Origin of the sequence: Stenotrophomonas sp. NPDC047960 (assembly GCF_043204395.1) — a bacterium.
Taxonomy (GTDB): Bacteria; Pseudomonadota; Gammaproteobacteria; order Xanthomonadales; family Xanthomonadaceae; genus Stenotrophomonas.
Genome location: NZ_JBIDBX010000001.1, coordinates 671,606 through 698,259, shown reverse-complemented (window position 1 = coordinate 698,259; position 26,654 = coordinate 671,606). Strand labels below are relative to the sequence as shown.

The following is a 26,654-nucleotide window of genomic DNA, read 5'->3' as shown; positions in this document are numbered from 1 at the left end:
ACACGGGAACAGTGACGGCCAGTGTGCCGCAAACACGGTGCTCAGCGCTTGCCGAGTTTATCCACGCGGTCCAGCAGGTTGACCCAGAACGCTGCGGGAAGATCAGCCGACAGAGGCACCGAGAAATGCCATTCGTTCGCGAACGCCTTGCATTTCACCGCGTCCTTTTCGGTCATCAGCACCGGCAGTTCACTGCCAAAGCGCAGGTCCGCCGCCTGGTAGGCATGGTGATCGGCGAAGGCATGCGGAACCACGCCGATGCCATGCGCACGCAGCATGTCGAAGAAACGCTGCGGGTGTGCAATGCCGGCCACGGCGTGCACACGCTGGCCACGGAAGTGCGACAGCGCGCGGGCGCGGCCGCCGCTGAGCGGTAGTGCACTGTCGATATGCAGCTGCATCGCCCACTCCCCGAAACCGCACGAGGCAAGCGCTGACGGATCGGCGCTGGCCTGGCCCAGGTTCACCACGCGGAAGTCGCAGTCGCGCGCGCGCTCGGCGGGCTCGCGCAGCGGCCCGGCCGGGATCAACCGGCCGTTGCCGTAGCGGCGCTGTGCGTCCACCACCTCGATTTCGATGTCGCGCGCCAGCCGATAGTGCTGCAGGCCGTCGTCGCAGACGATGATGTTGCAGCCGGCTTCGACCAGCGCCTTCCCGGCCGCCACGCGGTCGGCATCAACCCGCACCGGCACGCCGGTCTTCCAGGCGATCAGCACCGGTTCGTCGCCGCCCAGCGCGGTCGGCGTACCTGCCTCGACCCAGCGCGGCACCTTGGCCTCTTCGCGCCCATAACCGCGACTGGCCACACCCGGCTTCCAGCCCGCGTCACGCAGGCGGTCCACCAGCGCGATGGTCAGCGGGGTCTTGCCGGTACCGCCGGCGGTCACGTTGCCCACTACGATCACCGGTACCGGCAGCGCGTGGCGCTTGCGCCAGCCGCGCCGATACAGCCCACGGCGCAGTGCCACCACGGCGCCGTACACCGGCGCCAGCAGGCGCGCGGCAAATGGAATCGCACTGCCGTCGTACCAGTACGACGGCGTCTGGGAACCCTTGGACGCCATCAGGGCTGCCTTTCGCGGAACTGCATCTTGTGCAGGTGCTCGTACAGCCCGCCCAGTGCCAGCAGTTCGCTGTGGGTGCCGCGCTCGACGATGCGGCCGTGGTCCATCACCAGTACCTGGTCGGCGTGTTCGATGGTGGACAGGCGATGTGCGATCACCAGCGTGGTGCGCTCGGGCATGAGGCGCTGCAGCGCATCCTGCACCAGCCGCTCGGACTCGTTGTCCAGCGCGGCGGTGGCTTCATCGAGGATCAGCACCGGCGCGTCGCGCAGGATCGCGCGGGCGATCGCCAGGCGCTGGCGCTGGCCGCCGGACAGCAGCGCGCCATTCTCGCCCACCGGGGTCTGCAGCTGCTGCGGCATGCGCTCGATGAACTCCCATGCATTGGCCGCTTCGGCGGCCGCGCGGATCTGCTCCTCGCTGGCGTCCATGCCGTAGGCGATGTTGGCGCCCACGGTATCGTCGAACAGCATGACCTTCTGCCCGACCATCGCGACCTGGCGGCGCAGGTCGGCCAGCGGGTAGTCGTCCAGCGGCACGCCATCGAGCAGGATGCGGCCGCCGCTGGGCTCATAGAAACGCGGCACCAGCCGGATCAGGCTGGTCTTGCCGCTGCCGGAGCGACCGACGATGGCGGTCACGGTGCCGGGCTTGGCATCGAATGTGATGTCGTCCAGGGCGATGCCGGTGTCTTCGCGGTAACGCAGCATCACGTGCTGGAACGACAGCTCGCCACGCACGCGCTGGGCGCGGGTGCTGCCTTCGTCGCGCTCGACCGGCAGGTCGAGGATGCCGAACAGGCGCTCGGCGGCGGCCACGCCGCGCGAGATGGAGGTCTGCACGCTGGTCAGGCGGCGCAGCGACGGGATGATGGCCATCATCGAGGTCATCAGGCCCATGAACTGGCCCGCATTCAAGCGCCCGGCCAGCGCTTCGCGGGTGGACACCCACACGATCACGGCCAAGGCCAGCGCGGCCAGGAACTGCACGGTGCTGGAGGCCAGCGCGCGGGTGGTTTCGACCTTCATGTTCAGGCCAAGCATGCGGTTGGCCAGGCGCGAGTAACGCGATATCTCGTGCGCCTGGGTACCATGCACCTTGACTTCCTGCTGCGCGGCCAGCGACTGCTCGGCGGTCTGCGCCATGCTGCCCATGCCGTCCTGGATGCCACGGCTGATGCGCCGGTAACGCTTGCCCACGAACGAGACGATCACGCCGATCAGCGGCACGACCACCAGCATCGCCACGGTCACCTTGACGCTCATCTGCAACATCACCACCAGCATGGCGATGATGGTGAGGGTGTCGGCGACCAGGGTCTTGAGCGCATCGGCGCTGGCCTGCGTGACCTGCTCGGTGTCGTAGTTCAGGCGGCTGACCATCACCGGGGTGGCTTCACTGTCGAAGTGCGACGACGGCAGGTGCAGGTACTTGGAGAGCACCTGCTCGCGCAGATCGCGTACTACGCTGCGCCCGGTGCGGGCCAGCGCATAGTCGCTGACCAGGGTGGCCAGGCTGCGCATCATGAACAACCCGAGGATGGTCAACGGCAGGATCACTGCCATGCGCGGCTCGGGGTTGACGAAGCCACGATTGACCAGGGGTTCCATCAGTTTGGTGAAGTGGTAGCCGGCCAGGGCCTCGACCACCATCGCGATGACGGCGGCCACCATGAACACCCAGTAGGCGCGGGTGTAGCCCAGCAGGCGTTTGTAGATCGGCCAGACCGGCGCGTGTTGTTTACTCATGGACGCACCTCCGGCGCGGTAGCGATGGCGATGCGACGGAAACCGAGCTGGCCCAGGGCATCCTGGGCGGTCACCACGGCCTGGTACGGGGTGCGGGCATCGGCGCGCAGCAGCACGGTCTGCTCACGGTCGCTGCCGGCGACGGCGGCAATGGTCTGCTTGACCGATTCCACGTCGGTGCGCAGCACTTCCTGGTCGTTGATGAAGTAACGCCCTTCGGCGTTGACCAGCACGCTGAGCGAGCGCGGCGGCTCGGTGGTGTCCTGCTGGCTGGCGGTCGGCAGCTGCAGCTGCAGCGTCGAGCGCGCGTCGAAGGTGGTGGTGACCACGAAGAAGATGATCAGCACGAGGATGACGTCGATCAGGGGTACAAGATCGATGTGAACCTCGTCCTGGACCCGGTCGTTGCGGATGCGCATCCGTCAGCCCTTGGCCGTGACGGCGGCGGCGCCGGCTGCCGGCGCGGTGCCGGCGCGCGGTGCCGCGTTCATGACGCCGGGGCGCCCGTCCAGTGCATCGAGCAGGGCCGAAGCCTCCATTTCCATCTCGATCACGTAACCGCCGATGCGGCCCTTGAAGTAGCGATGGAACATCAGGGCGGGGATGGCCACGATCATGCCGGTGGCGGTGCACACCAGCGCCTTGCCGATGCCGCCGGCCAGCTGGTTCACATCGCCCACCCCGTGGTCGAGGATGCCCAGGAACATCTGGATCATGCCCACCACGGTGCCGAGCAGGCCCAGCAGCGGACCGGCCGATGCGATCGTGCCCAGCGCATTCAGGAAGCGCTCCATGCGGTGCACCAGATGGCGACCTGCATCTTCAATGCGTTCGCGGATCTGGTCGCGCGGGCGGTTGCGCGCTTCCAGCGCCACGGCAAGCAACGCGCCCAGCGGCGAGTTGGCCCGCAGCGACTGGATGTGATTCGGATCGAGCTTGCCGCGCGCGGCCCAGTTGCGCACTTCCTGGCCCAGCCCCGGGGGCAGGACCTCGTTACGCCGCAAGGTCCAGAAACGCTCCAGGACGATTGCCAAAGCCAGTACGCCCAACAGCAGCAGCGGCACCATCGGCCAGCCACCGGCCTTGACCAGTTCCCACACGTTTCAACCCTCCGGCCCATTGGCCGCCTGTATGACCGGAGATAGGATAGCAGCCGACCGCGCCCGCTCCGCGGCATCCCACCAACGGCGCTCGAAAACACGCTGTTCACGCACCTGCAGGCCCTCCCTGCCCAGCCACAGACGCAGTGCGCCGCTGTCCGCGGTGTTCAGCACTTCGGCCGGAGCGGTCCGCCAGCGCTGGACCACGTCGCGGCGCGGATGACCGAACCGGTTGCCATGCCCGGCCGAGACGATGGCCAGGCGGGGCGACACCGCCCGGATCCACTCGGCCCCGGACGAACCCGCGCTGCCGTGGTGCGCCACCAGCGCCGCGTCGGCGCGCAGCGCGGCCGGCACCGCAGCGACCAGGGCAGCTTCCTCGCGCTGGCCGATGTCGCCGGTCAACAGCACCACGCCATGGGCGGCCTGGATGCGCAGCACGCAGCTGCTGGCATTGCCGGCATAGGGACTGGCGGGGGGCGGGTGCAGTACGGCGAAGTCCACCCCGTCCCAGTGCCAGCGATCGCCGCGGCTGCAGCCCATCGCGGCGCCGGGCACGGCGCCGGGCGGCGCCTGCAGCGGCGGGTCGTGGAAGGCGCGGCGTACCGCAGGCATGCCACCGGCATGGTCGCGATCGCCATGGCTGAGCAGCACCCGGTCCAGCCCGGCCTCACCCAGCGCGTGCAATGTCGGAGCGACGATCCGTTCGCCGGCATCGAATCCGCCCTCGGCGGCCGGGCCGGCGTCGTACAGCAGCCGGTGATGGCGGGTGCGCACCCACACGGCGAGGCCCTGCCCCACGTCCATCACCAGCAGTTCGACCTCGCCGGGCGCGGGCCGATCGCGTGACGGCCACAGCAGCGGCAGGCACAACAGCAGCGCGGGCAGGCGCATCCCGGCAGCACGCGGCAGCAGCAACCAGAACACCCCGAGCAATGCAGCCGGCACCGCCGCGACGGCGGCCTGGGGCGCCCACCACAGTGCCCATGGCTGGCGCGCCAGGAACCCGAACACCCACCAGCTTGCGTCGAAACAGACGGCCGCCGCGCGCCACGGCCAGCGGCCCGCCCCGTCCAGCAGGGCTTCCAGCCCGGTGCCCACCAGGGCCAACGGCACCACCACCAAGCTCCACCACGGAATGGCCAGGAGGTTGGCCAGCGGCCCCGCCCGCGAGGCCTGCCCGAACAGTGCGACGGTCAGCGGCAGCAGCGCGAGGGTGGCCACGCCCTGCGCGGCCATGAAGGTGCGCAGCCAATGCACGCCCCGCCCCGGCAGGCACCAGACCAGCCACAGCACGCCAGCGAAGCTGAGCCAGAACCCGGGTGCCAGTACCGACAGCGGATCGACCAGCAGCACCACCAGCGCCGCCAGTGCCAGCGCCTGGGCAACCGTGGTCGGGCGCCGCGCGCAGCGTGCTGCGGCAACTACTGCGATCATCAGGACCGTCCGCACCGTAGGAAGGGCGAAGCCCGCCACGGCCGCATACAGCGCAGCACTGGCAACGGCCGCCAGCGCGGTGGCAAATGGCCGTGGCCAGCGACGGCCGAGCCACGGAAACGCGCGCCACGCCAACGCCGCCAGCCATGCCCCGAACCCGGCAACCAGCCCGACGTGAAATCCGGAGATCGCCACGAGATGGGTCAGGCCCAGCGCACGCAGGTCGTCCCAGTCGCCCTGCCCCAGCCCGCGGGTATCACCCAGCGCCAGCGCCCGTACGAAGCGGGCAGCGGGGCCAGGCACGTGGACAGTGATCGCGTCGGCCATGCGCTCGCGCCACGCCGGCAACCCCGTCGGCGTGCCCAGCGGCAGCGCCGGCGCACGTACGTGACCTGTCGCCGTCAGCCGCTGCAACAGCGCATGCCGCTCGGCATCGAAGCCGCCCGGATTGCGCAGTCCACGCGGCGGCCGCAACCGCGCCTGCAGCTGCCAGCGTGCCCCTGCGCGCAGCGACTTCCGAAGCAGGGGGGCCGCCACAGGCGCACCTGCACGCGCCTCGGCAGCGGTGGCGTCATACCACGCAAGCGCAAGCTCGCGGCCGCGCAGGTGCGCGGGCATCGTCGCGTCGTCGTCCACGCGGAACCGGAATCGGGTGCTGCGCGATCCATGCTGCGGCAGCTCCACGACCCGCCCGCGCAGCGCGTGCTCGGCAGGCGCGGCATCCGCAGGCAACTGCAGGGCCAGGCCGGCGTGGGCGTGCAGCGTGACCCAGCCGAGCCCGGCCAGCACTGCCCCGCACCACCGTGCACGCGGCCACCCCCACCAGAGCCCTACCCCGCACAGCAGCGCACACCACGCGGCCAGCGCGGGCGGCAGCACCGGCGCGAACACGACAACGCACACGCCGGTCAGCAGTGCAGCCGCACACGCCTTGCCGAACAGGGGCAGAGGTGCCGGAAACAACCGGGAGAAAATGTCCGACCGGAACGACATGCGGGCCACCACGCGCTGGAGCCTGCATGCTTGGCCGAAAGCGGGAACGTCGCCATCAGGCGGGGGCGGACCGTGTTGTCGGGAACCGCCGCTGCGACAAAACCCGCAACGCAAAAAGCCGACCTGATGGCCGGCTTTTTCGTTTTTCCACCGCAGTCGCTGTGACTGGAGTGGTGGGCGGTACAGGGTTCGAACCTGTGACCCCTACCATGTCAAGGTAGTGCTCTACCGCTGAGCTAACCGCCCGTTTGTCTCGCTGCGCCGCTGCAATTGCGTCGGTGCAGGCCGCGTATATTACGGACGCCGGGTGTGAAGAGCAACACTTTTGTGAAGGTATTTCACAACGCGCCGTTCAGCCCAGGCTGGCCTCCTTCAGCTGGCGGATCTGGTCACGCACGCGTGCGGCATCTTCGAACTCCAGGTCACGGGCATGCTGGTACATCTGCTGCTCCAGCGCCTGCAGCCGCTTGGCGATCTGGGCCGGTTCCAGAGTGCGGTAATCCACCGCCTCTTCGGCCACCCGTCCACCACGTCCCTTGCCCTTGCCCCGCGCTTCCTTCTCCGCTGCTTCCGAGCGCGCACCCTCCAATACATCCACGATCGGGCGCAGCACCGACTTGGGCACGATGCCGTGCGCTTCGTTGTATTCCACCTGCTTGGCGCGGCGGCGGTCGGTTTCGTCGATCGCCGCCTGCATCGACCGGGTGATCTTGTCGGCGTACAGGATCGCCTTGCCGCGCAGGTTGCGTGCGGCGCGGCCGATGGTCTGGATCAGCGATCCGGTGGAACGCAGGAAGCCTTCCTTGTCCGCATCCAGGATCGCCACCAGCGACACCTCGGGCATGTCCAGGCCCTCGCGCAGCAGGTTGATGCCGACCAGCACGTCGAACTTGCCCAGGCGCAGGTCGCGGATGATTTCCACGCGCTCGACCGTATCAATATCCGAATGCAGGTAGCGCACCCGGATCCCGTGCTCGGTGAGGTACTCGGTGAGGTTCTCGGCCATGCGCTTGGTAAGCGTCGTCACCAGCACGCGGTCGCCGAGCTTGATGCGTTCGTTGACCTCGCTCATCAGGTCATCGACCTGGGTGCCCACCGGGCGGATCTCCACCACCGGATCGATCAGGCCGGTCGGTCGCACGACCAGCTCGGTGATTTCATCGGCCGCTTCACGCAGCTCGTACGGTCCCGGCGTGGCCGACACGTAGATGCTGCGGGGGCAGCGCGCTTCCCATTCCTCGAAGCGCAGCGGGCGGTTGTCCAGCGCCGATGGCAGCCGGAAGCCGAATTCCACCAGCGTTTCCTTGCGCGAGCGGTCGCCCTTGTACATCGCGCCGATCTGCGGAATGGTCACGTGCGATTCGTCGATGACCAGCAGCGCGTCCGGCGGCAGGTAATCGAACAGGGTCGGCGGCGGCTCGCCGGCAGCCTTGCCGGTGAGATGGCGCGAATAGTTTTCGATGCCGTTGCAGAAACCAACTTCGGCCATCATTTCCAGGTCGAACTGGGTGCGCTGCGCCAGGCGCTGCGCTTCCACCAGCTTGTTCTGTTCGTACAGCTGCTCCAGCCGCACCTTGAGCTCGGCCTTGATCGTATCCACCGCCGACAGCACCCGCTCGCGCGTGGTGGCGTAGTGGGTCTTGGGGTACACGGTGTAGCGCTGCAGGCGGCGCAGGCTTTCGCCGGTGAGCGGATCGAACATGCTGATCTGCTCCACTTCGCCATCGAACAGTTCGATGCGCACCGCTTCGCTGTCCGATTCGGCCGGGAAGATGTCGATCACCTCGCCGCGCACGCGGAACGTGCCGCGGTGCAGCTCGTACTCGTTGCGGGTGTACTGCAGCTGGGTGAGGTGGTTGATCAGGTCGCGCTGGTCGATGCGCTCGCCGGTGGACAGGATCAGGCGAAGCGACAGGTAATCCTCGGGCGCGCCCAGGCCGTAGATCGCCGACACGGTGGCCACGACGATCGCATCCGGGCGCGACAGCAGTGTCTTGGTCGCCGCCAGCCGCATCTGCTCGATGTGTTCGTTGATCGAACTGTCCTTCTCGATGAAGGTGTCCGACGACGGCACGTAGGCTTCGGGCTGATAGTAGTCGTAGTAGCTGACGAAGTATTCCACCGCGTTATGCGGGAAGAACGCCTTGAACTCGCCGTACAGCTGCGCGGCCAGGGTCTTGTTCGGCGCCATTACCAGCGTGGGCTTCTGTACCTGCTGGATGACGTTGGCGATCGTGTAGGTCTTGCCCGAGCCGGTCACGCCCAGCAGGGTCTGCTTGGCGATGCCGGCCTCGAAGTTGGCGGTCAGCTTCTCGATCGCCGCCGGCTGGTCGCCCGCTGGGGAATACGGAGATACAAGTTCAAAGCGATCGCTCATGGTGCCGCCATAGACCGGGCCTTCCATTATAGCGGGGGGTTGGGTGACGGCCGGCTGAGGGTGTGGCCTACCCATGCAAGGGGTGTTCGCCGATGCCCTGTCCCGGGCCGGCGAGGCACGGTGGCGCTTTGCCGCCCGGAGGCCCCCATGTATCGCCCTGCCCGTCCCGTCCGCCCCCGTGGCTGGACCCTGCTCGAACTGGTCAGCGCGCTCGTCATCGTGGGCGTGCTCTGCGCCATCGCGCTGCCCTCGCTCGCCTCGGGGCTCAGCCGCCTGCGCGCGGACATGCTGCGCATGCAGCTGGTGTCGGTGTTCAATAGTGCGCGAAGCACCGCGATCACCCGCCACGCGGCAGTGGCGGTATGCCCCAGCGAGGAGGGGCGCCAGTGCGGCGGCGACTGGAGCCGCGGCTGGTTGATCCATCTGGACCGCGGCGCCAGCACGCTGTCACCGGCGCCGGAGGATGTGCTGCAGTATCGCCAGGGCTACCACGACACCAGCGTCAGTGCGCGCTCAAGCCAGGAACGAAGGCGCCTTCGCTTCCAGGCCGACGGCCGCAGTAGCGGCAGCCCGCTGACGGTGGCCATCTGCGCCCGCGCGCAGCTGCAGGGAGAGGTGGTAGTGAACAATGTCGGGCGAACCCGCGCTACCCGCCAGCGCGGGAGCGTTGCCTGCCCGCATTGAGCGCTGAGGCCATGCCGGCCGCCCAGAAACGACAAAAGCCGCGATTGCTCGCGGCTTCTGCAGATACTGGCGCCCGAAGTTGGACTCGAACCAACGACCCCCTGATTAACAGTCAAGTGCTCTAACCGGCTGAGCTATTCGGGCGGGGACGCGAATTCTAGACGTTCATTCAACGCGTTGCAACCGGTGCCAGACCTCACCAGCACTCCAGCGCGCTGGTGTTGGCCGGGGTCTTTACCCCGGCCTGGTTCACCGTAAGCGTGCCGCAGGGGTCCCTGGCCTGATCGCCCTGCGGGACCGCCGTGATCGTGAACGTATTGGCGGCGGGCGCAATGGTGATCTGGTACCTCACTGCACTTCCGTCACGCGGCGAAGCAATGGTGGTGCTGTTGTTCTCCAGGAACCTGAAGCCCGCGTAGCTGTTGTTGAGCGTATGTTGCCGTTCGGCACGCTGCGCGTACTCCACCATCTCCGCCTTCGCGGCAGCGCGCTTGGACTTGCGCACCTGGGTGTTATACGACGGGTACGCAATCGCGGAAATAATCGCGATGACCGCCACAGTGATCATCAGCTCGATGAGGGTGAAGCCCACGACCCTGCGCGGACGCCGGATTCGGGAAGAAGGGATGATCACTGGATCTGTCTCCACGATTGGCGACCGCATGGATAGGGAATGTAAAGGGTGTCAGATCCGAACTTGATGCCAGTGACACAAGCGCTGCCCGGTACCGTCGGCGGGGGCGTTGCACCGCCCGGCCCGGAACCCAGCGCAGGCGGCGACTGGCGTGGCAAGCCGAATGCATTGGCATTTGTGATCGGTGCTCCGCCGGGAGAATTGCTCTTGAAGCCAGCAGACCCTGCGTCGAAGGGGTTCGCCGTGGGCGAGTTCAACGAGGCACGCCCCAAGGCGCCGGCACCGGTCAATGGCTGCAGACCGAACAGCCAGTTATCACCCGGTACCGCGCAGGACGTGCTGGAGTCGGTCACATCACGCGGGATGTAGGTGGGCATGTAAACGATGCCGTTGGACAACGACGGATTACCAACAAAGCGCTCGCGGAAAGCAAGGTCGATGTACCACCCTCGTGAGTTGGCCGGCGGCGTACCTGCGGTCAGCGTGCGCACTGTGCCCGAAATGTTTGCCGTGCTGCCCGACAGATTGGACCGCGCAAGCGCCGTCGTGATCGGACCATTGATCAGGTCGTTCACCGCATACAGGCTCTGCAGCGAGCTGTCGTCCGGGTCGCCGTTGAACGAGTAGCTGCCGGTGCCGAAGTACAGCATCACGCCGCCATTGCTGCCGGTACCGGCGGTGATGCCACCGGTAATCGGTTGCCGCGAGCGCACGCCATTGGTGGTGGTCGGCAGTGTGGTGAACAGCGGCGTGGACACGTTGCCGGTGGCGCGCAGGTCAAATTTCCATACCGCGCCCTTCTGATCGGTGCCATAAACCGTATCGGAGTAGCCGTCACGGGTTCGCTGGCTCTGGTTGGTGCCACCCCAGCGGTCAATGACCACCACGCTGCCCAGCCCATTGCTGCCGGCAGGCACGTTGGCGCCGGTCTCAACCGCTTCGATCATACGCGCCGTTCCCGTGGCGATATCCACCACGAACAGCACCGCCTTCCCGCTTGCGCTGTTGAAGCCGTTGCCGAAAATGGCCTTCCATACCGCCGTGCCGCCCTCCAGCACCGGCACGATGACCGGCTTGCCGAGCACAAACCCGATGTTGTTGCGGACATCGGCGGGCAGATTCGTATCGAGGTCACTGATTTCCCACAACTTGCTGCCAGTACCAAAGGTGGCGCCAGGGGTCACGTCGAGGCCGAAGACACTGCGGCCGCCTGCGCCGGACGCGCCTACCAGGGTGGTGTGCCAGCCAGCGCCGTAGTAGGAATCGGCAACTGCGATCTGGCCATCCACGTAGTAGCGGTGCGAGAAGTCCTGCCCGACTTTCGAGGTCGGGTTGTACGGGATCAGCAGGTTCCCCATGTGACCCAGCGCAGTGCTGGGTATGTAGGCGAAGGACTCGGTGCCACCGCCGGCCACAACGTTGCCGGCCGCATTCATGCCCCCGTTGAACGCATGGAGCATGCCGTCGTTGGCGCCGGCATACACCATGTACTGACCGTTGGCCGACTTGTTGGACAGATAGGCCGCGTACGAGGTCGACAGCGTGCCCCCCAGGCGGCGATAGCCGAAATCGTCGAGGGGCGAGGTGATCACCGGCGTCGAGTTCACGATGTCGCCCAGGCGCGTGGTGCGGTCACGGAAGGGACCGGAACTACGCTTCTCGAGCGAAGTGTCGCCACGCAGGTAGGACACCGCCGTGGCGTTGGTCGCGGCAGAAAGTCGTTCAGAGCACGCCTGCAGCGCCATGCCGGGGTTCTGGGCGGTTTTGTTGCACAGATCGGTCAGACTCACATTGCCCGCGGTGAATTCCCGGGTCGTACCGCCGCGGGTAAAGAAGATGCGGCGCGATCCGGCCGACGGCAGCTGTGCGCTTGCCTCCCAGAAGTTGGTTTCCACCAACGCGCGCGTCGTCGGATCCAGCGACAGGCGCTTGGCAGTAAGAGTGCTGGACCAGTCCGTGCCCTCCTTCTCGATCTTGTACTCCGAACCGACCGTAATCGAGCCGATGCCAATACGGGCGCCGCTGGCACCCGAACCACTGGACGGCGAGCCGCCCGAACCGACTGCCTGCAGCACGCGCGACATGGCGTTGGTGATTTCCACCGGCGTGCGGGCATTGATGTACTCACCACGGGTGTTTACCGCGGCGTGCCAGATATCATCGACCGTGCTGCGCTCATCGTCCTGGCGTGGCGGCCAGTTTCCGTAGATGGCGGCGTCCTTGTACGGATTCTGGTTAAGGTTGGAATTGAACAGGTCACCCCGCGCACCCAGCGTGACTCCGTAGAAATTAAGGTGCAGGTTGGTTTGGCAATCAAGGCTGAGGTCACCATTGCCGCACGCCTCCGGAACCGGCACCTTGCCAGCGGGCAGGTCCGGACGGAGCGGCGGCTGGGCGCCGTTGTTCACGTAGAACCGGGTAACGATATCGGCCATCGTGTTGGAATGATTGTCACTGAAAGGCGCGCCCATGTTCTGATCGGTATTGCCGACCGTCGGGCCTCCGCCATTGCTGAACCCGTCGGTGAACAACATAACCGCGTTTTTCTGACACGAGGCCACAATAGGCGCGCCGGCGTCGGTCCGCGTGAACTGGAGCGCCGCCGCGTTCACCGCCTGACGGTTGGGCGTGCCACCGGCCGCGGTCAGCTGAAGCATGTCGGCGTAGAGCGCCGTCCGTTGGTCCGGATCGCCCACCGAGCGCATCGTCAGGCGTTTGTTGGCCACCGTTCCGCTGTCATAACTCGCATGCTGGTTGATGCGGAAGTAGCCCACGTTCAGCTCATCGACGCCGGTCATCGATCGCGTCAAGCCAGCAATCATCGCCCGGTTGCGGTTGCCGTAATAGGTGAACCAATTGGCGAAGTTGCGCGACGCGGCGGTGTTGCCGGTCAACGTATACTTCCACATGTTGCACCCGGTCCCGCACGCGTTGTTGACGCGGACGCGGGTGACATTGTCATAGGCGTTGGCCGCCCCGCCGACAAGCTGCGGGCGCGGATCAGTGTCCGACGTCCAGGGCGTGTAGAAGGTGGCGGGCACGTACTCAATCGCGATGTTGACCACCCCTCTATCGGCAGGCCAGGTGTAATCGGCGGTGGTAGTGATGTTCTGGTTGTTGTAGCGGTACCGGGTACCTGCATGGAGCACCATGCCGGGCTGCATGCGGAAGTTGTCGGCGGCAGCGGTGCTGAAATAGTTGGCCACCAGGTTGACCGTGGCATTACCACCGTTGGGGCCCGGGTTGATCGGCGCTGCGTCGGGAACGCTGGGATCAAAGTAGGTTTCCACCGGGCGCGTACCTTTCGCCCACGGCCCATACAATACGGTCGGATCGTAGTAACTGGGATTGTACGCGGCCGAACGCGCGAACCCGAGTGAGTCAATCGGCGGGATGCCGTAATAATTGTTGATGCGCGGGCCAGGCACCACGAAGAAGTAATCGCAGTTGCCGGCGGTGTTGAGCTGACCACTTGCGTCGAAGAAGCTCCGACGTCCGGTGTCCCAGCAGCCTTCGCCATCACGGCCCGGGAACTGCGTCTGGAAATTCATCGAGCCGGAGTCGTCCACCGCCATGATGAACGACGGGATGGCACGGGACCTCGTCGCCAGCGGCTCCTGCGCCAGTGTCCCCTGCCCCTGTGCGGCAATAAGGTTGTAGCCGACAAGAACGAGGCCGACTGCTGCTACCACCGAGCCGGCGGCCATCCACTTGAATCTGCGCGTAGCCATGGCCGTGTCCTCAGAGCTTGAAAATGGTGTCGATCACCGATGACGAAGTCGGATTTGCCGGGTCGTCAGCGGAGTACGCGGTAATCTGGAACGACGCCGAGTCGTCATCGTTGGGCTGGCCTTCGTCCAGCGCGTTGGCGCCTGGGCCGCCGCATTTGTCGATCCGCCGCACGTAGACTGCCGGCACTGCCGAAGAAGACTGAGTGCGCCCCCATGCAACGGGGTCGAAGCCGTCCTCGCAGTTCTGGCTGATGCTGTCGCTGGACACCAGGCTGCCGGCCGGAATCGCGGTGCGATCGATGATCGCCTCGGCAGCACGTTCGGTATTGCGGATCACGCCCTCGGTATTCTGGAACGAGCGGCTTGCCGCACGGTAGTTGGATGCCATCTTCTCCTGCATGCCCGCTACCTGCATGCCGGCGATCCCGAGCAACGCCAGCAGCACCAGCATGATCAGCGCCACATAGAGGACCGCGCCGCGCTGTTGACGGCGATTGACAGGGCGAGGGGGCGCAGAGAGGCGATTCATGGTCAATTCCCGAACAGGCGGTTGCGCAGGGCAACGCTCACTTCATAGGCCGCCCGATAGCGACCATCGGTCACGGCATCCTGGTTGTAGGTCATACCGAGTACGCCCATCCTGGCGGCTGCATCCGTGGCCCTGGACTCCGAGGCGCCGCCGATGCGACCCGCGCTGCGCGCCACCAGCCCGACCTGCACCAGGCCTACCCGGCGCCATTCGGCGGCACCGGCGGCGTTGGCCGCCGTGGAGACACCCGAGGCGATGTTCTGCACGGTGATGTTGCCCACCGGAGGCGTATCGGCGGTGATCGTCTGCGTAGTATCGAGGCCGTAGATGAGCTGCAGATTCTCGATTCCCTCCACCAGCTCCTCGTTGATCGCGTAGGTGCCCGCCGAATTGGCGCGTGCCCGGCGCAGTCCAGGTCCATTGGTACCGTTGCCGATGTAGTACACCATCGATTCAGCGCGGTAGACCATCGTGGGCGCAGGCTGCGGAGCATAGCGGCTGAAATCCACCGCGGTACCGGTGACGGTCCCGGACGTAGTGGTGCCGGCGAAGAAGTCTGCCGTCTCGCAGTTGGAGATGCCGAACAGGGTCGGGGTCGCCACGCCACCTTCGGTCAAGCGGGTCCAACGAAGCGGATCAACCGTGAGGTTCTGGCCGCTTATCGCGGTCACCGGTATTCCCTCAGGAGCGAAAAAGCGCAGGACCAGGATATCGCTGCCTGGCACCGGTGCCGGCGACAGGCCACTGATCGACGCCGGAAGTCCCGCAGGAATCGTTCCGCCCCCAACTGCCAGGGTATTGCCGGGACCGGTATTGGCCGCTTCGTAACCCTGGATCGCAACGCTGAAATCGAGCGGGTTGCCACTGCCGCTCGTCGCTGCCGTGATGTTGTTGCGGAGCGCGGTATTGCCCTTGATGAAGTGCGCCTGGTCATTCACACAGCCGGTGTGTCCGGCCATGCGGATGTCGCGCTCGATGAACTCGAGCGCAAACCGCCCGTTCTCCTGGGCGCGGGCGACCCCTTCCGACAGGCGTGATGCCGAGCGCGACGCGGCAAAAATCTGGGTAACGCCCAGCATGAGGAGCAGGCCGATCACCAGGGAGATCATCAGCTCGATCAGGGACAGACCCACTTGGCGGTTGCGGAACATGGGAGCGCCTCTCATAGCTGAGTCTGAATGACAAAGGTGGTGGCAGCATCCGGCGCGGCCCGGTTCCAGCGCTCATCGGCCCAACTGATCGAAATGTTGGCGACGCCGTTGTTGACGGTGACAACCGCTGATGCATTGTCGCCCAGTGCCTTGACCACCTGGCACTGCCAGCGGGTGATGTTCTGCGCCAGCGTCACAGTGCCGGTGGCACGGGCACAGACGCCGGCGGCGGTCCTGCTTCCTGACGCGAAGCTGGCATTGGCGTACCACGCCGATTGGAAGCGGTTGCTGCGCATCTGCTCGGTGAGGTCATAGGCAAGATTGGTCGCCTGGGTGCGATAGTTCGCGCTCTGCACATAACGCACGCTCATGGTCTGCAGCAGGGCGAAGCCCAGCAGGCCGAAGCCCAGCACCACAACGGCGATCATTACCTCCAGCAGGCTGAAACCGCCTTGGTGACCGCGCGGCCGATAGGGCTTGAGCATCACGGGCATGCTCCCTTGACGGTGGTGACCTGACCGGAGGCGTTGATGGTCAGCGTGCTCAACAATGGTTGGCTGCCGCAGCTGGTTGGACGCAGGGTCACCACCTGGTTGGCGCCTGCGCGGCGGCGGCCGCGGGCATCGAAGGCGATGGGTGCGCTCGGCCCGGTCACCGCGAGGGCGCGATTGACGGCGGAAAAACGCAACACCGCTTCCCCGGTGGTAAACGCCCCGTCGCCATTGGTGTCGCTGAACGCCATCATGCCCGCCCCCCACTGACCATTGCAGGTTGTGCCGTCACTGCTCCCGCAGACCACGCCACCCTGGTTATTGCGGATGGCATCGCTGCGCGCGAGGTTGACCATGCCAATCAGCTCGTTGTGTGCGGCTGCGACCCGGTTGGAGCGGATCACGGACTGGAAGCTCGGGAACGCGATCGCAGCGAGGATGGCAACCACCGAAATGGTGACCATCAGCTCGATCAGGGTGAAGCCTTTGGATGGACGCAGTTGCATGGAACGCTCCCCAGCGTGATGACACGGACAATGGACGCCCGCCCGCCTGGCGGCAAGCGACAGCAGGACGAACGGTCGCCCGGAGGCGACGGGCGTCAAACCGTTGACACCCGTACGGTTGGGCGGGGGTGGCGCGGACTCCCGACCCGGCCACCCCGCTTTCTCAGGCCAGTACCCGGTAGCAGGGCTGGTACTCGCCCGAGATCTTCATCCGGCGCTGTTCGACGAAGGCGCGCAGCAGTTCGTCCAAGGCCTGCATCATGTCGGCATCGCCGTGGATCTCGAACGGGCCAAACTGCTCGATCCGGCGCATGCCGTCTTCCTTCACGTTGCCGGCGACGATGCCGGAGAACGCCCGGCGCAGGTCGGCGGCCAGTGCATGCGGCGGGCGCCCGTGGTGCAGGTCCAGCGCGGCCATCGCTTCATGGGTCGGCACGAACGGCTGCTGGTACTCCCACGGGATCTCGATGGACCAGTTGAAGAAGAACGAATCCTTCTGCACCAGGCGGTGCTCGCGCACGCGTTTGATGCCGGCCGACATCTGCCGTGCCACCGCGACCGGGTCGCCGATGATGATCTGGTAACGCTCGGCCGCGGCATCGCCCAGGGTCAGGCGGATGAAGCGGTCGATCTGCTCGAAGTACGGCGCGGCCACGGTCGGGCCGGTCAGGATCAGCGGGAACGGCAGGTCCTTGTTTTCTTCGCGCAGCAGGATGCCGAGCAGGTACAGGATCTCTTCGGCGGTGCCGACGCCGCCGGCAAACACGATGATGCCGTGGCCGATGCGCACGAACGCTTCGAGACGCTTCTCGATGTCCGGCATGATCACCAGGTGGTTCACGATCGGGTTCGGCGACTCGGCGGCGATGATGCCCGGCTCGGTCAGGCCGATGTAGCGCGTGGTGTGCTTGCGCTGCTTGGCATGGGCAATGGTGGCGCCCTTCATCGGGCCCTTCATCGCGCCCGGGCCGCAGCCGGTGCAGATGTCCAGGCCGCGCAGGCCCAGCTCGTAGCCGACCTGCTTGGTGTACAGGTACTCATCGCGGCCGATCGAATGGCCGCCCCAGCAGACCACCAGGTTCGGGTCGCCCGGGTTGAGAATGCGCGCATTGCGCAGCAGCCCGAACACGGCGTTGGTGATGCCCTCGGAGGATTCCAGCTCCGCCGCGTAGGCCGGGCCCATTTCGATGGCCATGTAGGCCAGGTCGCGCACGACCGCGAACAGCAGCTCGGCCACGCCGCGGATGATCTCGCCATCCACGAACGCCATCGCCGGCGCATTGACCAGGTCGATGCGCACGCCACGGTCCTGCTGGGCGACCTGGATATCGAAATCGGGGTACAGATCGCGCGCCGCGCGCGGATCGTCGGATGCACTGCCACTGGTCAGCACGGCCAGCGCGCAGCGGCGCAGCAGCTCGTGCATGCCGCCGCCGGATGCATCGCGCAGGCGCGCCACTTCCGCGCGCGACAGCACATCCAGCCCACCGCGCGGGTAGATCCGCGCGTCCTGCACCGGCAGCGTGCGCGCCGGCTTTTCGGTGATCGTCATTTCCATTCTTTTCGCTTCCTCAAGGTTGCCGACTGTACCGCTGCCCCCTTAAAAAGCAAAACGGCCGGGAAACCCGACCGTTGGATGCGTTTCGACCCCGGCGACGCCTCGGGGGCTGCCGTACGTGCGCGTTTTTCGCGCAACCGACAGACGATACGCCAATCGATGACGACTGACAAGCGCCACCGGTGCACACGTCATATATGAAGACGGCCGGGTTTCCCCGGCCGTCGTCAATCACACGTCAAGTCCGGTGGATCAGAACTTGTACTTCAGGGTCAGCTGCATCGACCAGCGCGACACGCCGGTGTTGCCCTTGTCGTTGTTGTTTTCCTGGATCGACGGCGTATCGGTGGAACCGGTGAAGTTGTAGATGTACTTGCCGGTTGCCGGGTCGATACCGGCATAGCTGGCCACGCGGGCGGTCGAGTTGAAGCCGTAATCGTTGATGCGGCCCCACTTCTTGTTGAGCAGGTTGCCGACATTCATGATGTCCAGCGCCAGCTCGCCCTTGTGTTCCTTCATGAAGCCCGGGAACTCCTGCGAGATGCGCATATCGAAGGTGTTCACGAAGCCGGTGCGGAAGGCATTCGCCGGGGCGATCTGGCCCTGGTACGCCGCCAGATCCGGGTTCTTGGCCAGCCAGTTGAAGAAGGCCTGCTCCATCGCCGCGCCGCCCGTCCACTTCACGTCGCCCGGGCCGTTCGGCACGTAGAACAGGTCGTTGAAGTAGCCGGCACCCGAGGTGGAGGCGGCATCGCCGTTCATGTCGTTGTAGTAGATGTAGCTGTACGGACGACCCGAACGGCCTTCATAGAACAGGCCGACGCTGGTGTTGTAGTCGCCGAAGAACGCCTTCTTCCAGTTCAGCGAGGCGGTCACGCGGTCCTTGATCGCGTAGCGCGAGTCGTACGCCACGTTTTCGTTGGCGGTGCCGATCAGGGTGCTGCCCCAGTTGGAGGTGTTCTGCGAGCTGGTCAGCGGGCTGACTTCGGTCGCAGCGGTGTAGGTGTAAGCCAGCGACCAGCCCCAGTTTTCCATCAGCGGCTTGTTCAGGCCGACAGTGAACTGGCGGCTTGCGCCCTTGTCCGTGTTGCGCATGAGCATCACGTCGCCCATGTCGGACGGACGGTTGTTCTTGCCATTGACCTGGCCCAGGGCGGTCGTCTGACCCTGCTGCACCGAACTACGGTTGGCGGGGGTGGACGGCAGGTAACCTGCGGCGTTCCAGAACAGCTCACGGCCGTCCTGGCCAATACGGGTGTAGCTGCCGTTCGGGCCGCTCAGGTCCAGACGCTCGAAGTAGATGGCGTCGTTGACCTTGGTGTACAGGAACTCAGCCGACGCGACGATGCCGTACCACGGCAGCTCGGTGTCGAAGGCGAGGTTGGTCTTCCACACCGACGGCAGCTTCAGGCCCGGCTCGGCGATGTCCACGTTCTGGCGCGCACCGGCGCCGCTGGCCGGGATGTACGGCGGATCGACATTCGGGGTGAAGAAGTTGGTGGCCGGGCTGTTGACCGTGTACTCGGTGTAGTTCAGGCCGGTGTTCTGGTAGACGCCCGCCAGCCACACGTTCGGGGCCGCGCCGCCGAACAGGCCCAGGCCGCCGCGCAGCTGGGTCGGACGCTCGGTGTCGAAGGTGTAGTTCCAGCCGAAGCGCGGCTGTACCAGCTTGTCATCCGGCAGCACGGTGTTGTCGTACCCGTACAGGTCCATGATGCGCGGGTTGTACAGCTTCTGGCTGTCGAAGTCCGGCATGTCGACGCGCACGCCGAACTGCAGGGTCAGGTTGCTGTTGACCGCCCAGCTGTCCTGCACGAACAGGCCGGTGTTCTTCAGGTGGTACTTGGCCGGGATGTCATCGTAGCTGCCGCCTGCGCGCGGGGCGCGGACGATGTACTGGTTGATGCGGCCGGCGGCGAAGTCGTTGAGGTTGTTGAACACGTACACGCCGTTGAGGTTGCGGCCGTAATAGTTCAGCAGGTCATTGTCGGAGTAGTCGAAGCCGAACTTCACGGTGTGGTCGCCCACGTACCAGGTACCGGCACCGAAGGCGCTCAGCTCCTTGGATTCGACCGCATTGACGTGCGAGTTCTGCTCGGTACCGAAGTACAGCGAGTTGTTGGCGGTACCACCGAAGCCACGCACCTGGATCTGCGGCAGGTCCGAATACGGGGTACGGATCGCCGAGTAATCCTTGTGCGACAGCTTGAACTCGGTCGAGAAGTTCTCGGACCAGTCACTGAACAGCTCGCCCATCCAGGTTTCATAGGTCTTGGGCAGGTCGTACCAGAAGCTGCTCAGCGAGACGGCACTGGTGCTGATCTGCGGGAAGCGCGCAACGGTCTGCTCCATCTTGTTGTAGCGGATGGCAGCACGGTGGTTGTCGCTGATGTTCCAGTCGATCTTCAGCGCGTATTCTTCGATCTCGGTGTCGTTCGACGGAGCGCTCAGCGAGCCGGCGTCGAAGCCATAACCGGTGGCGATCTGCTGCGCACGGGCGATATCGGCATCGGTGATGGTGCCCTTGCCGTACGGCGTGTCGGTCAGGCTGGTGCCCGGCGCCGAACGCTCCATTTTTTCGTAGTTGGCGAAGAAGAACAGCTTGTCCTTGACGATCGGGCCGCCCAGGGTCATGCCATAGGTCTTTTCGTCATCGAAGCCGTTGAAGCGGACGCCTTCCAGGTCCTTGCGGACCATGTCCTTGTCGCGGTACGCGTAATACACGGTGCCGCCGAAGTTGTTGGTACCCGACTTGGTCACCGCGTTGATCACCGCACCGGTACCACCGGCGATGGTGGTGTCGTAGTTGGCAACGTCGATGTTGATTTCCTGGATGGCATCCATCGACACCGGCTGACGCTCGGTCGGCAGGTTGTTGGATTCCAGGCCGAACGGGTCGCCTGCGCCGATGCCGTCGATGCGGATGGCGTTGTAACGGGTGTTCTGGCCGCCGACCGAGATCGCGCCGTCAGCCTTGCTGACCTGCGAGATGCGCGGATCCAGGCGGATGTAGTCCTGGATGTTGCGGTTGGCAGACGGCAGCGAGTCGATGGTTTCGCGGTTCACGTTGGAACCGGTACCCATCTTGTAGGCGCTGAACACGTCCGAACCACCTGCCACGGCGACAACCTGCACCGCGTCGAGATTGGTGGCGGCCACGTCGCCGGTCAGGTTGGCATTGATGGTGTTGACCTGATTCAGGTTCAGGTAGACGCCTTCCTCGGTCTTGGTGCCTTCACCAGACTTGTTGATGGTGATGGTGTACGGACCACCCACGCGCAGACCACGCGCAGCATATCGACCGGATGCGTCGGTGGTAACACGGCTGACCGTACCCGACTCGGTGTGCGTGATGGTGACTTCAGCACCGACCACCGGTGCGCCGGCGGCGGAGGTGACCTGGCCGCCGACACCGGCAGAGGTGCTCTGGGCGAAGGCGGGGGCGGCTGCAAGTGCGGCCACGAGACCAAGGGTGAGCTTGGACATCCGGAGACAACGTGGGTGGGTCATTGGGAGTAGCCTCGATGCGAGTTGGCGATGGCGGAAAAAAAAGCGCGCCCAAGCAGCCGTTCAGCGGCCGTCTGGACTTTTATCTGGGTTCCCTTGCCGCAGGCTGGTTTCAGCCGCAACGGTTAACACTAGATTAACACGATAAGCCCGCTATATGACCGTTTGGCGACAAAACACACGCCATCACAACACGATCGTGACGCCTTTTTCACATTTTGCTGAACAGGGAGGCGATGCCGGGGTTCTTTCGCGTTCAGGCTCGAGCGCGCCGCCCTCCGCGGGCGGGGCTTCCATCAAGGGTAAGTCGCGGCTGTTGCCAGCCGGTTACGCCAGGTCCAGCACCGTGCCGCGATGGGCGATGCCCTGGGCCGAGAGCAGTTCGACGGCCGCGGCGGCGCAGGCCACCGGATCCCGGGCCATGCCGTCCTCGTCGATCGAGTAGGCACGTGCGCGCAGCGCGGTACGCATCGGTCCGGGCTGCAGTCCGCTGACCCGCACCGGGCTGTTGGCCAGCTCGTCGTGCAGCGCGGCGATCAGGCCGCGCAGGCCATGCTGGGCGGCGCCATAGCCGCCCCAGTAGGCCCGCCCTACCCGTGCCGGATCGTCCACGGTGAACACGAGCGCGGCATCGTCGCGCTGGCGCAGCAGTGGCAGGCAGGCCTGGGCAAGCCAGGCCGGGGCGGTCAGGTTGACGTGCACCGCCCGCGCGAACGCGGCCGGGTCGGCGTGTTCGAACGGGGTAAGGCCGGCAAAGTCGGCGGCGCAGTACAGCACGCCATCCAGCCGGCCCAGCTCGGAATGCAGCCGCTCAGCCAGGGTTGCGTAGTCGTCCGGGGCGGCCCCTTCCAGGTCCATCGGGTACAGCAGCGGCTCGGGGCCGACCGCTTCCACCGCCGTGTAGACCCGGTCCAGCCGGCGTGGCTTGCGCCCCAGCAGGACCAGGGTGGCACCGGCGGCGGCACAGGCAATGGCAGCGGCACTGCCAAAGCCTCCACCGGCCCCGGCGACCAGAATGACGCGATCGGCCAGCGCCGCAGTCCCGACCGCACTGGACGGGACCGCGCTCACGGCTGCGAGGCCTCTTCGACGATCCGCTTGAGTTCGCCGGATTCGAACAGCTCCTGGATGATGTCGCAGCCGCCGATCAGCTCGCCGTTGATGAACAGCTGCGGGAAGGTCGGCAGGTTGGAGAAGCGCGCCAGGTTGGCCCGGACCTCGGGCAGTTCCAGCACATTGACGGTGCGCAGCGACACGGCACCGGCGGCCATCAGGGCCTGCACGGCGCGGCTGGAGAAGCCGCACATGGGGTACTGCGGGGTTCCCTTCATGAACAACACGAGGGGGTACTTGTCGACTTCGGCCTGGATCTCTTGCATTACCGCCACCACGACTCTCCCTGCGCCACGGGACACCCGACCTCGCCGGTCGGATAGACTTCCCAGACGGTCATTGTAATCCTACTGGCCCTGCCTCCGGCGCCCCGTTTCCAGCCTGCAGCGACCCATGCCCCTCGAATTGCCCCGCCTCCCCTACGACCGCACCGCCCTGCAGCCGCATCTGTCGGCCACCACCCTGGACCTGCACCATGGCCGGCACCACCGTGCCTATGTGGACGCGGTGAATGCACGCATCGAGGGAACAGAGCTGGCCGAACTGCCGCTCGAAGAAATCGTGCGGCAAAGCCAGGGCAGCCTCTTCGACGCGGCCGCCCAGGCCTGGAACCACGCGTTTTACTGGCAGTGCCTGCACCCGCGCGGCGGTGGCGAACCGCAGGGTCGGCTGGGCGAACTGGTCGGCCGGCATTTCGGCGACGCCAGGCGGCTGCGCGAGGAATTCGACAGAGTCGCACTGGGCGTGGTCGGCGCTGGCTGGGTATGGCTGGTGCAGCATCCGAATGGGGCCCTGGCCATCCAGGCCACCCGCAACGCCGGCACACCACTGACCGGCCAGAGCACCCCGCTGCTGGCCTGCGATGTGTGGGAACACGCGTATTACACCGATTACCAGAACGAACGCGGCCGCTACCTGGACGCGTTCTGGAAGATCGTCAATTGGGACTTCGTGGCCACCCAGCTGCGCGATTGAAGCGCGTACCGACCAACGGTCGGTACCTACCGCATCGGCGAACGACGTCGCCACCTGCCGCATGGCGAACGAGGGTAGGTACCCACCGCATCGGCGAACGACGTCGCCACGTGCCGCATGGCGAACGAGGGTAGGTCACGACCGTTGGTCGTGACCGTATGTCAACGAGCGCGCAGCGCGGCGACCGCGGGCTCCACCTGGTCAGCACGGCCCAGCTGCCGCCCCGCGGCCTCAAGGGCGTCCGCCAGCACCCCGGCCTCGTCCCCGCGCAGCGTGGCATGCCCGACCTTGCGGCCGTCGCGCGGCTGCTTGTTGTAGTCGTGCCAATGGCCACCCGGCTGCGCCAGCACCGCATCCGCATCGGGCATCTCACCAAGCCAGTTGAGCATGCAGGCATGGCCCCGCATGCGCGTGTCGCCCAGCGGCAGCCCCACCACCGCACGCAGGTGGTTCTCGAACTGGGAGGTTTCGCTGCCTTCGATGGTCCAGTGCCCGGAGTTGTGCACGCGCGGCGCCATTTCGTTGGCCAGCAGCCCGTCCCCCTGGCAGAACAGCTCCAACGCGAACACCCCCACGTAATCCAGCCGTTCGGCCAGCGTCTGTGCATAGCCGATGGCCGCCTCGTGCTGTGCAGGCGTCAGCTGCGCCGGGGCCAGGCTGGCCGACAGCACGCCGTCCACGTGCCAGTTGCCGGTGACCGGCCAGGCGCGGAATTCGCCATCCTGGCCGCGCACGGCGACCACGCTGACTTCGCGCTCGAAGGCGACGAAGCCCTCCAGAATCAGGCCGGTGCGCTCCACCTGCCCACCCAGCGCGTCCCATGCGACGTCGATGTCGGCCGCGCTGCGCAGGCGGAACTGGCCCTTGCCGTCGTATCCGAAGCGACGGGTCTTGAGGATGCACGGCAGGCCGAACTCAGCCACCCGGGCGGCCAGGTCGTCGCGGCATCCGATGTCGGCGAACGCCGGCAACGGAATGCCGAGCTCACGGAACAGGGTCTTTTCACTCAGGCGGTCCTGCGCCACGGCCAGTGCATCAGGGTTGGGATACACCGGCACCCGTTCGGCCAGGAACTGCGCACTGCGTGCGGGGACGTTCTCGAAATCGAAGGTCACCACGTCCACCCGTTCGGCGAACGCAGCCAATGCAGCCTCGTCCTCGAACGCGGCCACCTGCAGCGGCGCCAGCTGCCCACCACAGGCATCAGCGGCCGGGTCGAACAGTTCGAAGCGCAGCCCCATCGGCGCGCCGGCGAGGACCATCATGCGGGCCAGCTGGCCGCCCCCCAGAATGCCAACGGTCACGGTAGTCATTGACGCGGATCGTCGTGGGCCATGACGTCTTCGGTCTGGCGGGAGCGGAAGCCTTCCAGCGCCTGGCCAATGGCCGGCTGGTCGGACGCCAGCATGGCGGCGGCGAACAATGCGGCGTTGGAGGCCCCGGCATTGCCGATGGCAAAGGTGGCCACCGGGATGCCGGCCGGCATCTGCACGATCGACAGCAGCGAATCCATGCCGTTCAGCGCCTTGGACTGCACCGGCACGCCCAGCACCGGCACCGCGGTCTTGGCCGCGATCATGCCCGGCAGGTGGGCGGCACCGCCGGCGCCGGCAATGATCGCGCGCAGGCCACGCGGGCCGGCCTGTTCGGCGTAGGTGAACAGCACATCGGGCGTACGGTGCGCCGACACGACTTTCACTTCGTAGGGAACACCGAGCGCATCGAGCTTCTGCGCCGCGTGCTGCATGGTCTCCCAGTCGGAGCGGGAACCCATGACGATGCCGACGAGCGGCGCGGATTGGTTGGGGGTCATTGGCCGTCACCTGCCTTAAAGACGTATTCTAGCCGTCTTCCACGCAAGACGAAGAACCCCATGGATCGCAAAGTCATCGACCTCCTGTGCGCACCCCGCACCGGCCAGCGCCTGTCCCTGCTGGACTCCAAGGGCCTGGACGCGCTCAACCGGGCCATTGGCGCCGGCACGGTGACCAACCTGGACGGCAGTACGTTGAGGCAGCCCCTGCGCGAAGCGCTGCTGACCCACGACCGCAGGCAGATTTTCCAGGTCAACGACGGTATTCCGGTGCTGCTGCCGGAAGAAGCCATCGATACCGCCCAGATCGCCGATTTCCCGGAAAAATGACCCGCGCCGTCGTGACGCCCCCCGACGCCAGCCAGGTGCAGGCCGATGTAGCCCGTGCCTTGGCTGAAGACATCGGCACGGGAGATGTGACTGCCGCCCTGCTCCCGGATGGCCCCGACAGCGCCTACCTGCTGTGCAAGCAGGACGCGGTGATCGCCGGCCGGCCGTGGTTCGATGCCACCCATCGGGCCCTGGACCCGCAGGTGCGGATCGAGTGGCGCGTGGCCGAGGGCGATGCGGTGAGCGCTGGTACCGTGCTGGCGATCCTGCACGGGCGCAACCGCAGCCTGGTCAGCGCCGAACGCACCTCGCTCAATTTCCTGCAGACGCTGTCGGGCACCGCCACCACGACCGCGCGCTACGTGGGTGCCGTGGCCGGTACCGGCGCGCGCATCCTGGACACCCGCAAGACCCTGCCGGGCCTGCGCGCGGCGCAGAAGTACGCGGTGCGCTGCGGCGGCGGCGACAATCATCGCCAGGGCCTGTACGACACGGTGATGCTCAAGGAAAACCACATCCGCGCCGCCGGCTCGCTGACCACAGCGGTGCACGCCGCGCGGGCGCAGTGGCCGCAGCTGCCGCTGGTGGTGGAAGTGGAAGATCTGCAGCAGCTGCGCGAAGCGCTGGCCGTGGGCTGCGACCGCATCCTGATCGACGATTTCGATGCGGCCACGCGGCGCGAGGCCGTCCGCATCGCCGCCGGTCGCATTCCGCTGGAAGTCTCCGGCAGCGTGGACCTAGCCGGTCTGCGCGCGATCGCCGAGGACGGAGTGGACTGCATCTCGATCGGAGGGCTCACCAAGCATGTGCAGGCCATTGACCTGTCGTTGAAACTGGGCGACCCGCCGCAGCGGTAGGGCCGGGCTTCACGAGAACGGCAGGCGTCTTCTGCGACGCTTCTGCTGCCCCCACC

Annotated in this window: 22 protein-coding genes and 2 tRNA genes; 4 read left to right on the top strand and 20 right to left on the bottom strand. The window is 66.2% G+C overall.

Annotated elements, in window-relative coordinates; genetic code table 11:
• Positions 1-41: 41 nt before the first annotated feature.
• The 7 genes from lpxK to uvrB form a co-directional block, all read right to left on the bottom strand.
• Complete coding sequence (gene lpxK, locus ACGFZ3_RS03320) at positions 42-1,064, bottom strand: tetraacyldisaccharide 4'-kinase (protein ID WP_392916337.1); 1,023 nt, start codon at positions 1,062-1,064, stop codon at positions 42-44.
• Positions 1,064-2,812: a lipid A export permease/ATP-binding protein MsbA gene (gene msbA, locus ACGFZ3_RS03315; RefSeq protein ID WP_392916334.1), complete on the bottom strand. Its 1,749-nt coding sequence runs from the start codon at positions 2,810-2,812 to the stop codon at positions 1,064-1,066. The genes lpxK and msbA overlap by 1 nt, the downstream gene beginning before the upstream one ends.
• Positions 2,809-3,231, bottom strand: a complete 423-nt coding sequence (locus ACGFZ3_RS03310) for a biopolymer transporter ExbD (RefSeq protein WP_070209310.1) — start codon at positions 3,229-3,231, stop codon at positions 2,809-2,811. Before ACGFZ3_RS03310 ends, msbA begins: the two co-directional genes overlap by 4 nt.
• A gap of 3 nt (positions 3,232-3,234) precedes the next feature.
• Complete coding sequence (locus tag ACGFZ3_RS03305; RefSeq protein WP_392916329.1) at positions 3,235-3,912, bottom strand: MotA/TolQ/ExbB proton channel family protein; 678 nt, start codon at positions 3,910-3,912, stop codon at positions 3,235-3,237.
• 3 nt (positions 3,913-3,915) lie between these two features.
• Complete coding sequence (locus tag ACGFZ3_RS03300; RefSeq protein WP_392916326.1) at positions 3,916-6,342, bottom strand: DNA internalization-related competence protein ComEC/Rec2; 2,427 nt, start codon at positions 6,340-6,342, stop codon at positions 3,916-3,918.
• A 171-nt stretch (positions 6,343-6,513) separates the two neighbouring features.
• A tRNA-Val gene (locus tag ACGFZ3_RS03295) sits at positions 6,514-6,588 on the bottom strand.
• 106 nt (positions 6,589-6,694) lie between these two features.
• Positions 6,695-8,719, bottom strand: a complete 2,025-nt coding sequence (gene uvrB, locus ACGFZ3_RS03290; RefSeq protein WP_068854624.1) for an excinuclease ABC subunit UvrB — start codon at positions 8,717-8,719, stop codon at positions 6,695-6,697.
• 147 nt (positions 8,720-8,866) lie between these two features.
• On the opposite strand from uvrB, the gene ACGFZ3_RS03285 reads away from it, so the two are divergent.
• Complete coding sequence (locus tag ACGFZ3_RS03285) at positions 8,867-9,403, top strand: GspH/FimT family pseudopilin (RefSeq protein WP_392916323.1); 537 nt, start codon at positions 8,867-8,869, stop codon at positions 9,401-9,403.
• 67 nt (positions 9,404-9,470) lie between these two features.
• On the opposite strand, the gene ACGFZ3_RS03280 is transcribed toward ACGFZ3_RS03285, so the two are convergent.
• The 11 genes from ACGFZ3_RS03280 to grxD all read right to left on the bottom strand — a co-directional run bounded on the left by ACGFZ3_RS03280 (position 9,471) and on the right by grxD (position 22,898).
• Positions 9,471-9,547 (bottom strand) — tRNA-Asn (locus ACGFZ3_RS03280).
• 52 nt (positions 9,548-9,599) lie between these two features.
• The gene (locus ACGFZ3_RS03275; protein ID WP_392916320.1) at positions 9,600-10,067 is read right to left on the bottom strand and encodes a type IV pilin protein; all 468 of its coding nucleotides are present in this window, start codon (positions 10,065-10,067) and stop codon (positions 9,600-9,602) included.
• Positions 10,034-13,768 (bottom strand): pilus assembly protein, encoded by a 3,735-nt coding sequence (locus tag ACGFZ3_RS03270; RefSeq protein WP_392916318.1) that lies wholly within the window; start codon positions 13,766-13,768, stop codon positions 10,034-10,036. Before ACGFZ3_RS03270 ends, ACGFZ3_RS03275 begins: the two co-directional genes overlap by 34 nt.
• Positions 13,769-13,778: 10 nt before the next feature.
• Positions 13,779-14,297, bottom strand: a complete 519-nt coding sequence (locus ACGFZ3_RS03265; RefSeq protein ID WP_392917575.1) for a PilX N-terminal domain-containing pilus assembly protein — start codon at positions 14,295-14,297, stop codon at positions 13,779-13,781.
• A 2-nt stretch (positions 14,298-14,299) separates the two neighbouring features.
• Positions 14,300-15,448 carry a PilW family protein gene (locus ACGFZ3_RS03260; RefSeq protein WP_392916315.1) on the bottom strand — a complete coding sequence of 383 codons (1,149 nt, stop codon included), beginning with the start codon at positions 15,446-15,448 and terminating at the stop codon, positions 14,300-14,302.
• Positions 15,449-15,459: 11 nt separating this feature from the next.
• Entirely contained in the window at positions 15,460-15,933 is a 474-nt protein-coding gene (gene pilV / locus ACGFZ3_RS03255; protein WP_392917572.1) for a type IV pilus modification protein PilV, read from the bottom strand.
• Complete coding sequence (locus tag ACGFZ3_RS03250) at positions 15,933-16,445, bottom strand: GspH/FimT family pseudopilin (protein ID WP_392916312.1); 513 nt, start codon at positions 16,443-16,445, stop codon at positions 15,933-15,935. The genes pilV and ACGFZ3_RS03250 overlap by 1 nt, the downstream gene beginning before the upstream one ends.
• A gap of 163 nt (positions 16,446-16,608) precedes the next feature.
• Positions 16,609-17,997, bottom strand: coding sequence for a nucleotide 5'-monophosphate nucleosidase PpnN (gene ppnN / locus ACGFZ3_RS03245; RefSeq protein WP_095364063.1), 1,389 nt, complete (start codon positions 17,995-17,997; stop codon positions 16,609-16,611).
• 258 nt (positions 17,998-18,255) lie between these two features.
• A complete protein-coding gene (locus ACGFZ3_RS03240) occupies positions 18,256-21,513 on the bottom strand; it encodes a carboxypeptidase regulatory-like domain-containing protein (RefSeq protein ID WP_392916309.1) in 3,258 nt (1,085 codons plus the stop codon).
• A 324-nt stretch (positions 21,514-21,837) separates the two neighbouring features.
• The gene (locus ACGFZ3_RS03235; RefSeq protein WP_392916306.1) at positions 21,838-22,581 is read right to left on the bottom strand and encodes an SDR family NAD(P)-dependent oxidoreductase; all 744 of its coding nucleotides are present in this window, start codon (positions 22,579-22,581) and stop codon (positions 21,838-21,840) included.
• Complete coding sequence (gene grxD, locus ACGFZ3_RS03230; protein ID WP_068854623.1) at positions 22,578-22,898, bottom strand: Grx4 family monothiol glutaredoxin; 321 nt, start codon at positions 22,896-22,898, stop codon at positions 22,578-22,580. The genes ACGFZ3_RS03235 and grxD overlap by 4 nt, the downstream gene beginning before the upstream one ends.
• A gap of 118 nt (positions 22,899-23,016) precedes the next feature.
• On the opposite strand from grxD, the gene ACGFZ3_RS03225 reads away from it, so the two are divergent.
• Complete coding sequence (locus tag ACGFZ3_RS03225) at positions 23,017-23,598, top strand: superoxide dismutase (RefSeq protein WP_392916302.1); 582 nt, start codon at positions 23,017-23,019, stop codon at positions 23,596-23,598.
• Positions 23,599-23,759: 161 nt separating this feature from the next.
• Here the strand turns inward: ACGFZ3_RS03225 and ACGFZ3_RS03220 are convergent, their stop codons facing one another.
• Together ACGFZ3_RS03220 and purE are read right to left on the bottom strand one after the other, a co-directional pair.
• Complete coding sequence (locus tag ACGFZ3_RS03220; RefSeq protein WP_392916299.1) at positions 23,760-24,911, bottom strand: 5-(carboxyamino)imidazole ribonucleotide synthase; 1,152 nt, start codon at positions 24,909-24,911, stop codon at positions 23,760-23,762.
• On the bottom strand, positions 24,908-25,411 hold the full coding sequence (gene purE / locus ACGFZ3_RS03215; RefSeq protein WP_392916296.1) for a 5-(carboxyamino)imidazole ribonucleotide mutase: 504 nt from the start codon (positions 25,409-25,411) through the stop codon (positions 24,908-24,910). The genes ACGFZ3_RS03220 and purE overlap by 4 nt, the downstream gene beginning before the upstream one ends.
• 60 nt (positions 25,412-25,471) lie before the next feature.
• Between purE and ACGFZ3_RS03210 the strand changes: the two genes are divergently transcribed.
• Both ACGFZ3_RS03210 and nadC read left to right on the top strand, forming a co-directional pair.
• Positions 25,472-25,741 carry a Trm112 family protein gene (locus ACGFZ3_RS03210; RefSeq protein ID WP_392916294.1) on the top strand — a complete coding sequence of 90 codons (270 nt, stop codon included), beginning with the start codon at positions 25,472-25,474 and terminating at the stop codon, positions 25,739-25,741.
• Positions 25,738-26,598: a carboxylating nicotinate-nucleotide diphosphorylase gene (gene nadC, locus ACGFZ3_RS03205; RefSeq protein WP_392916291.1), complete on the top strand. Its 861-nt coding sequence runs from the start codon at positions 25,738-25,740 to the stop codon at positions 26,596-26,598. The genes ACGFZ3_RS03210 and nadC overlap by 4 nt, the downstream gene beginning before the upstream one ends.
• Positions 26,599-26,654: the final 56 nt, after the last annotated feature.

Bases quoted from the DNA above. Each gene is read 5' to 3' on its own strand.
- lpxK (WP_392916337.1), bottom strand. From the start codon at position 1,064: ATGGCGTCCAAGGGTTCCCAGACGCCGTCGTACTGGTACGACGGCAGT.
- msbA (WP_392916334.1), bottom strand. From the start codon at position 2,812: ATGAGTAAACAACACGCGCCGGTCTGGCCGATCTACAAACGCCTGCTG.
- ACGFZ3_RS03310 (WP_070209310.1), bottom strand. From the start codon at position 3,231: ATGCGCATCCGCAACGACCGGGTCCAGGACGAGGTTCACATCGATCTT.
- ACGFZ3_RS03300 (WP_392916326.1), bottom strand. From the start codon at position 6,342: ATGTCGTTCCGGTCGGACATTTTCTCCCGGTTGTTTCCGGCACCTCTG.
- uvrB (WP_068854624.1), bottom strand. From the start codon at position 8,719: ATGAGCGATCGCTTTGAACTTGTATCTCCGTATTCCCCAGCGGGCGAC.
- ACGFZ3_RS03285 (WP_392916323.1), top strand. From the start codon at position 8,867: ATGTATCGCCCTGCCCGTCCCGTCCGCCCCCGTGGCTGGACCCTGCTC.
- ACGFZ3_RS03275 (WP_392916320.1), bottom strand. From the start codon at position 10,067: ATGCGGTCGCCAATCGTGGAGACAGATCCAGTGATCATCCCTTCTTCC.
- ACGFZ3_RS03270 (WP_392916318.1), bottom strand. From the start codon at position 13,768: ATGGCTACGCGCAGATTCAAGTGGATGGCCGCCGGCTCGGTGGTAGCA.
- ACGFZ3_RS03265 (WP_392917575.1), bottom strand. From the start codon at position 14,297: ATGAATCGCCTCTCTGCGCCCCCTCGCCCTGTCAATCGCCGTCAACAG.
- ACGFZ3_RS03260 (WP_392916315.1), bottom strand. From the start codon at position 15,448: ATGTTCCGCAACCGCCAAGTGGGTCTGTCCCTGATCGAGCTGATGATC.
- pilV (WP_392917572.1), bottom strand. From the start codon at position 15,933: ATGCTCAAGCCCTATCGGCCGCGCGGTCACCAAGGCGGTTTCAGCCTG.
- ACGFZ3_RS03250 (WP_392916312.1), bottom strand. From the start codon at position 16,445: ATGCAACTGCGTCCATCCAAAGGCTTCACCCTGATCGAGCTGATGGTC.
- ppnN (WP_095364063.1), bottom strand. From the start codon at position 17,997: ATGACGATCACCGAAAAGCCGGCGCGCACGCTGCCGGTGCAGGACGCG.
- ACGFZ3_RS03240 (WP_392916309.1), bottom strand. From the start codon at position 21,513: ATGACCCACCCACGTTGTCTCCGGATGTCCAAGCTCACCCTTGGTCTC.
- ACGFZ3_RS03225 (WP_392916302.1), top strand. From the start codon at position 23,017: ATGCCCCTCGAATTGCCCCGCCTCCCCTACGACCGCACCGCCCTGCAG.
- ACGFZ3_RS03220 (WP_392916299.1), bottom strand. From the start codon at position 24,911: ATGACTACCGTGACCGTTGGCATTCTGGGGGGCGGCCAGCTGGCCCGC.
- purE (WP_392916296.1), bottom strand. From the start codon at position 25,411: ATGACCCCCAACCAATCCGCGCCGCTCGTCGGCATCGTCATGGGTTCC.
- ACGFZ3_RS03210 (WP_392916294.1), top strand. From the start codon at position 25,472: ATGGATCGCAAAGTCATCGACCTCCTGTGCGCACCCCGCACCGGCCAG.
- nadC (WP_392916291.1), top strand. From the start codon at position 25,738: ATGACCCGCGCCGTCGTGACGCCCCCCGACGCCAGCCAGGTGCAGGCC.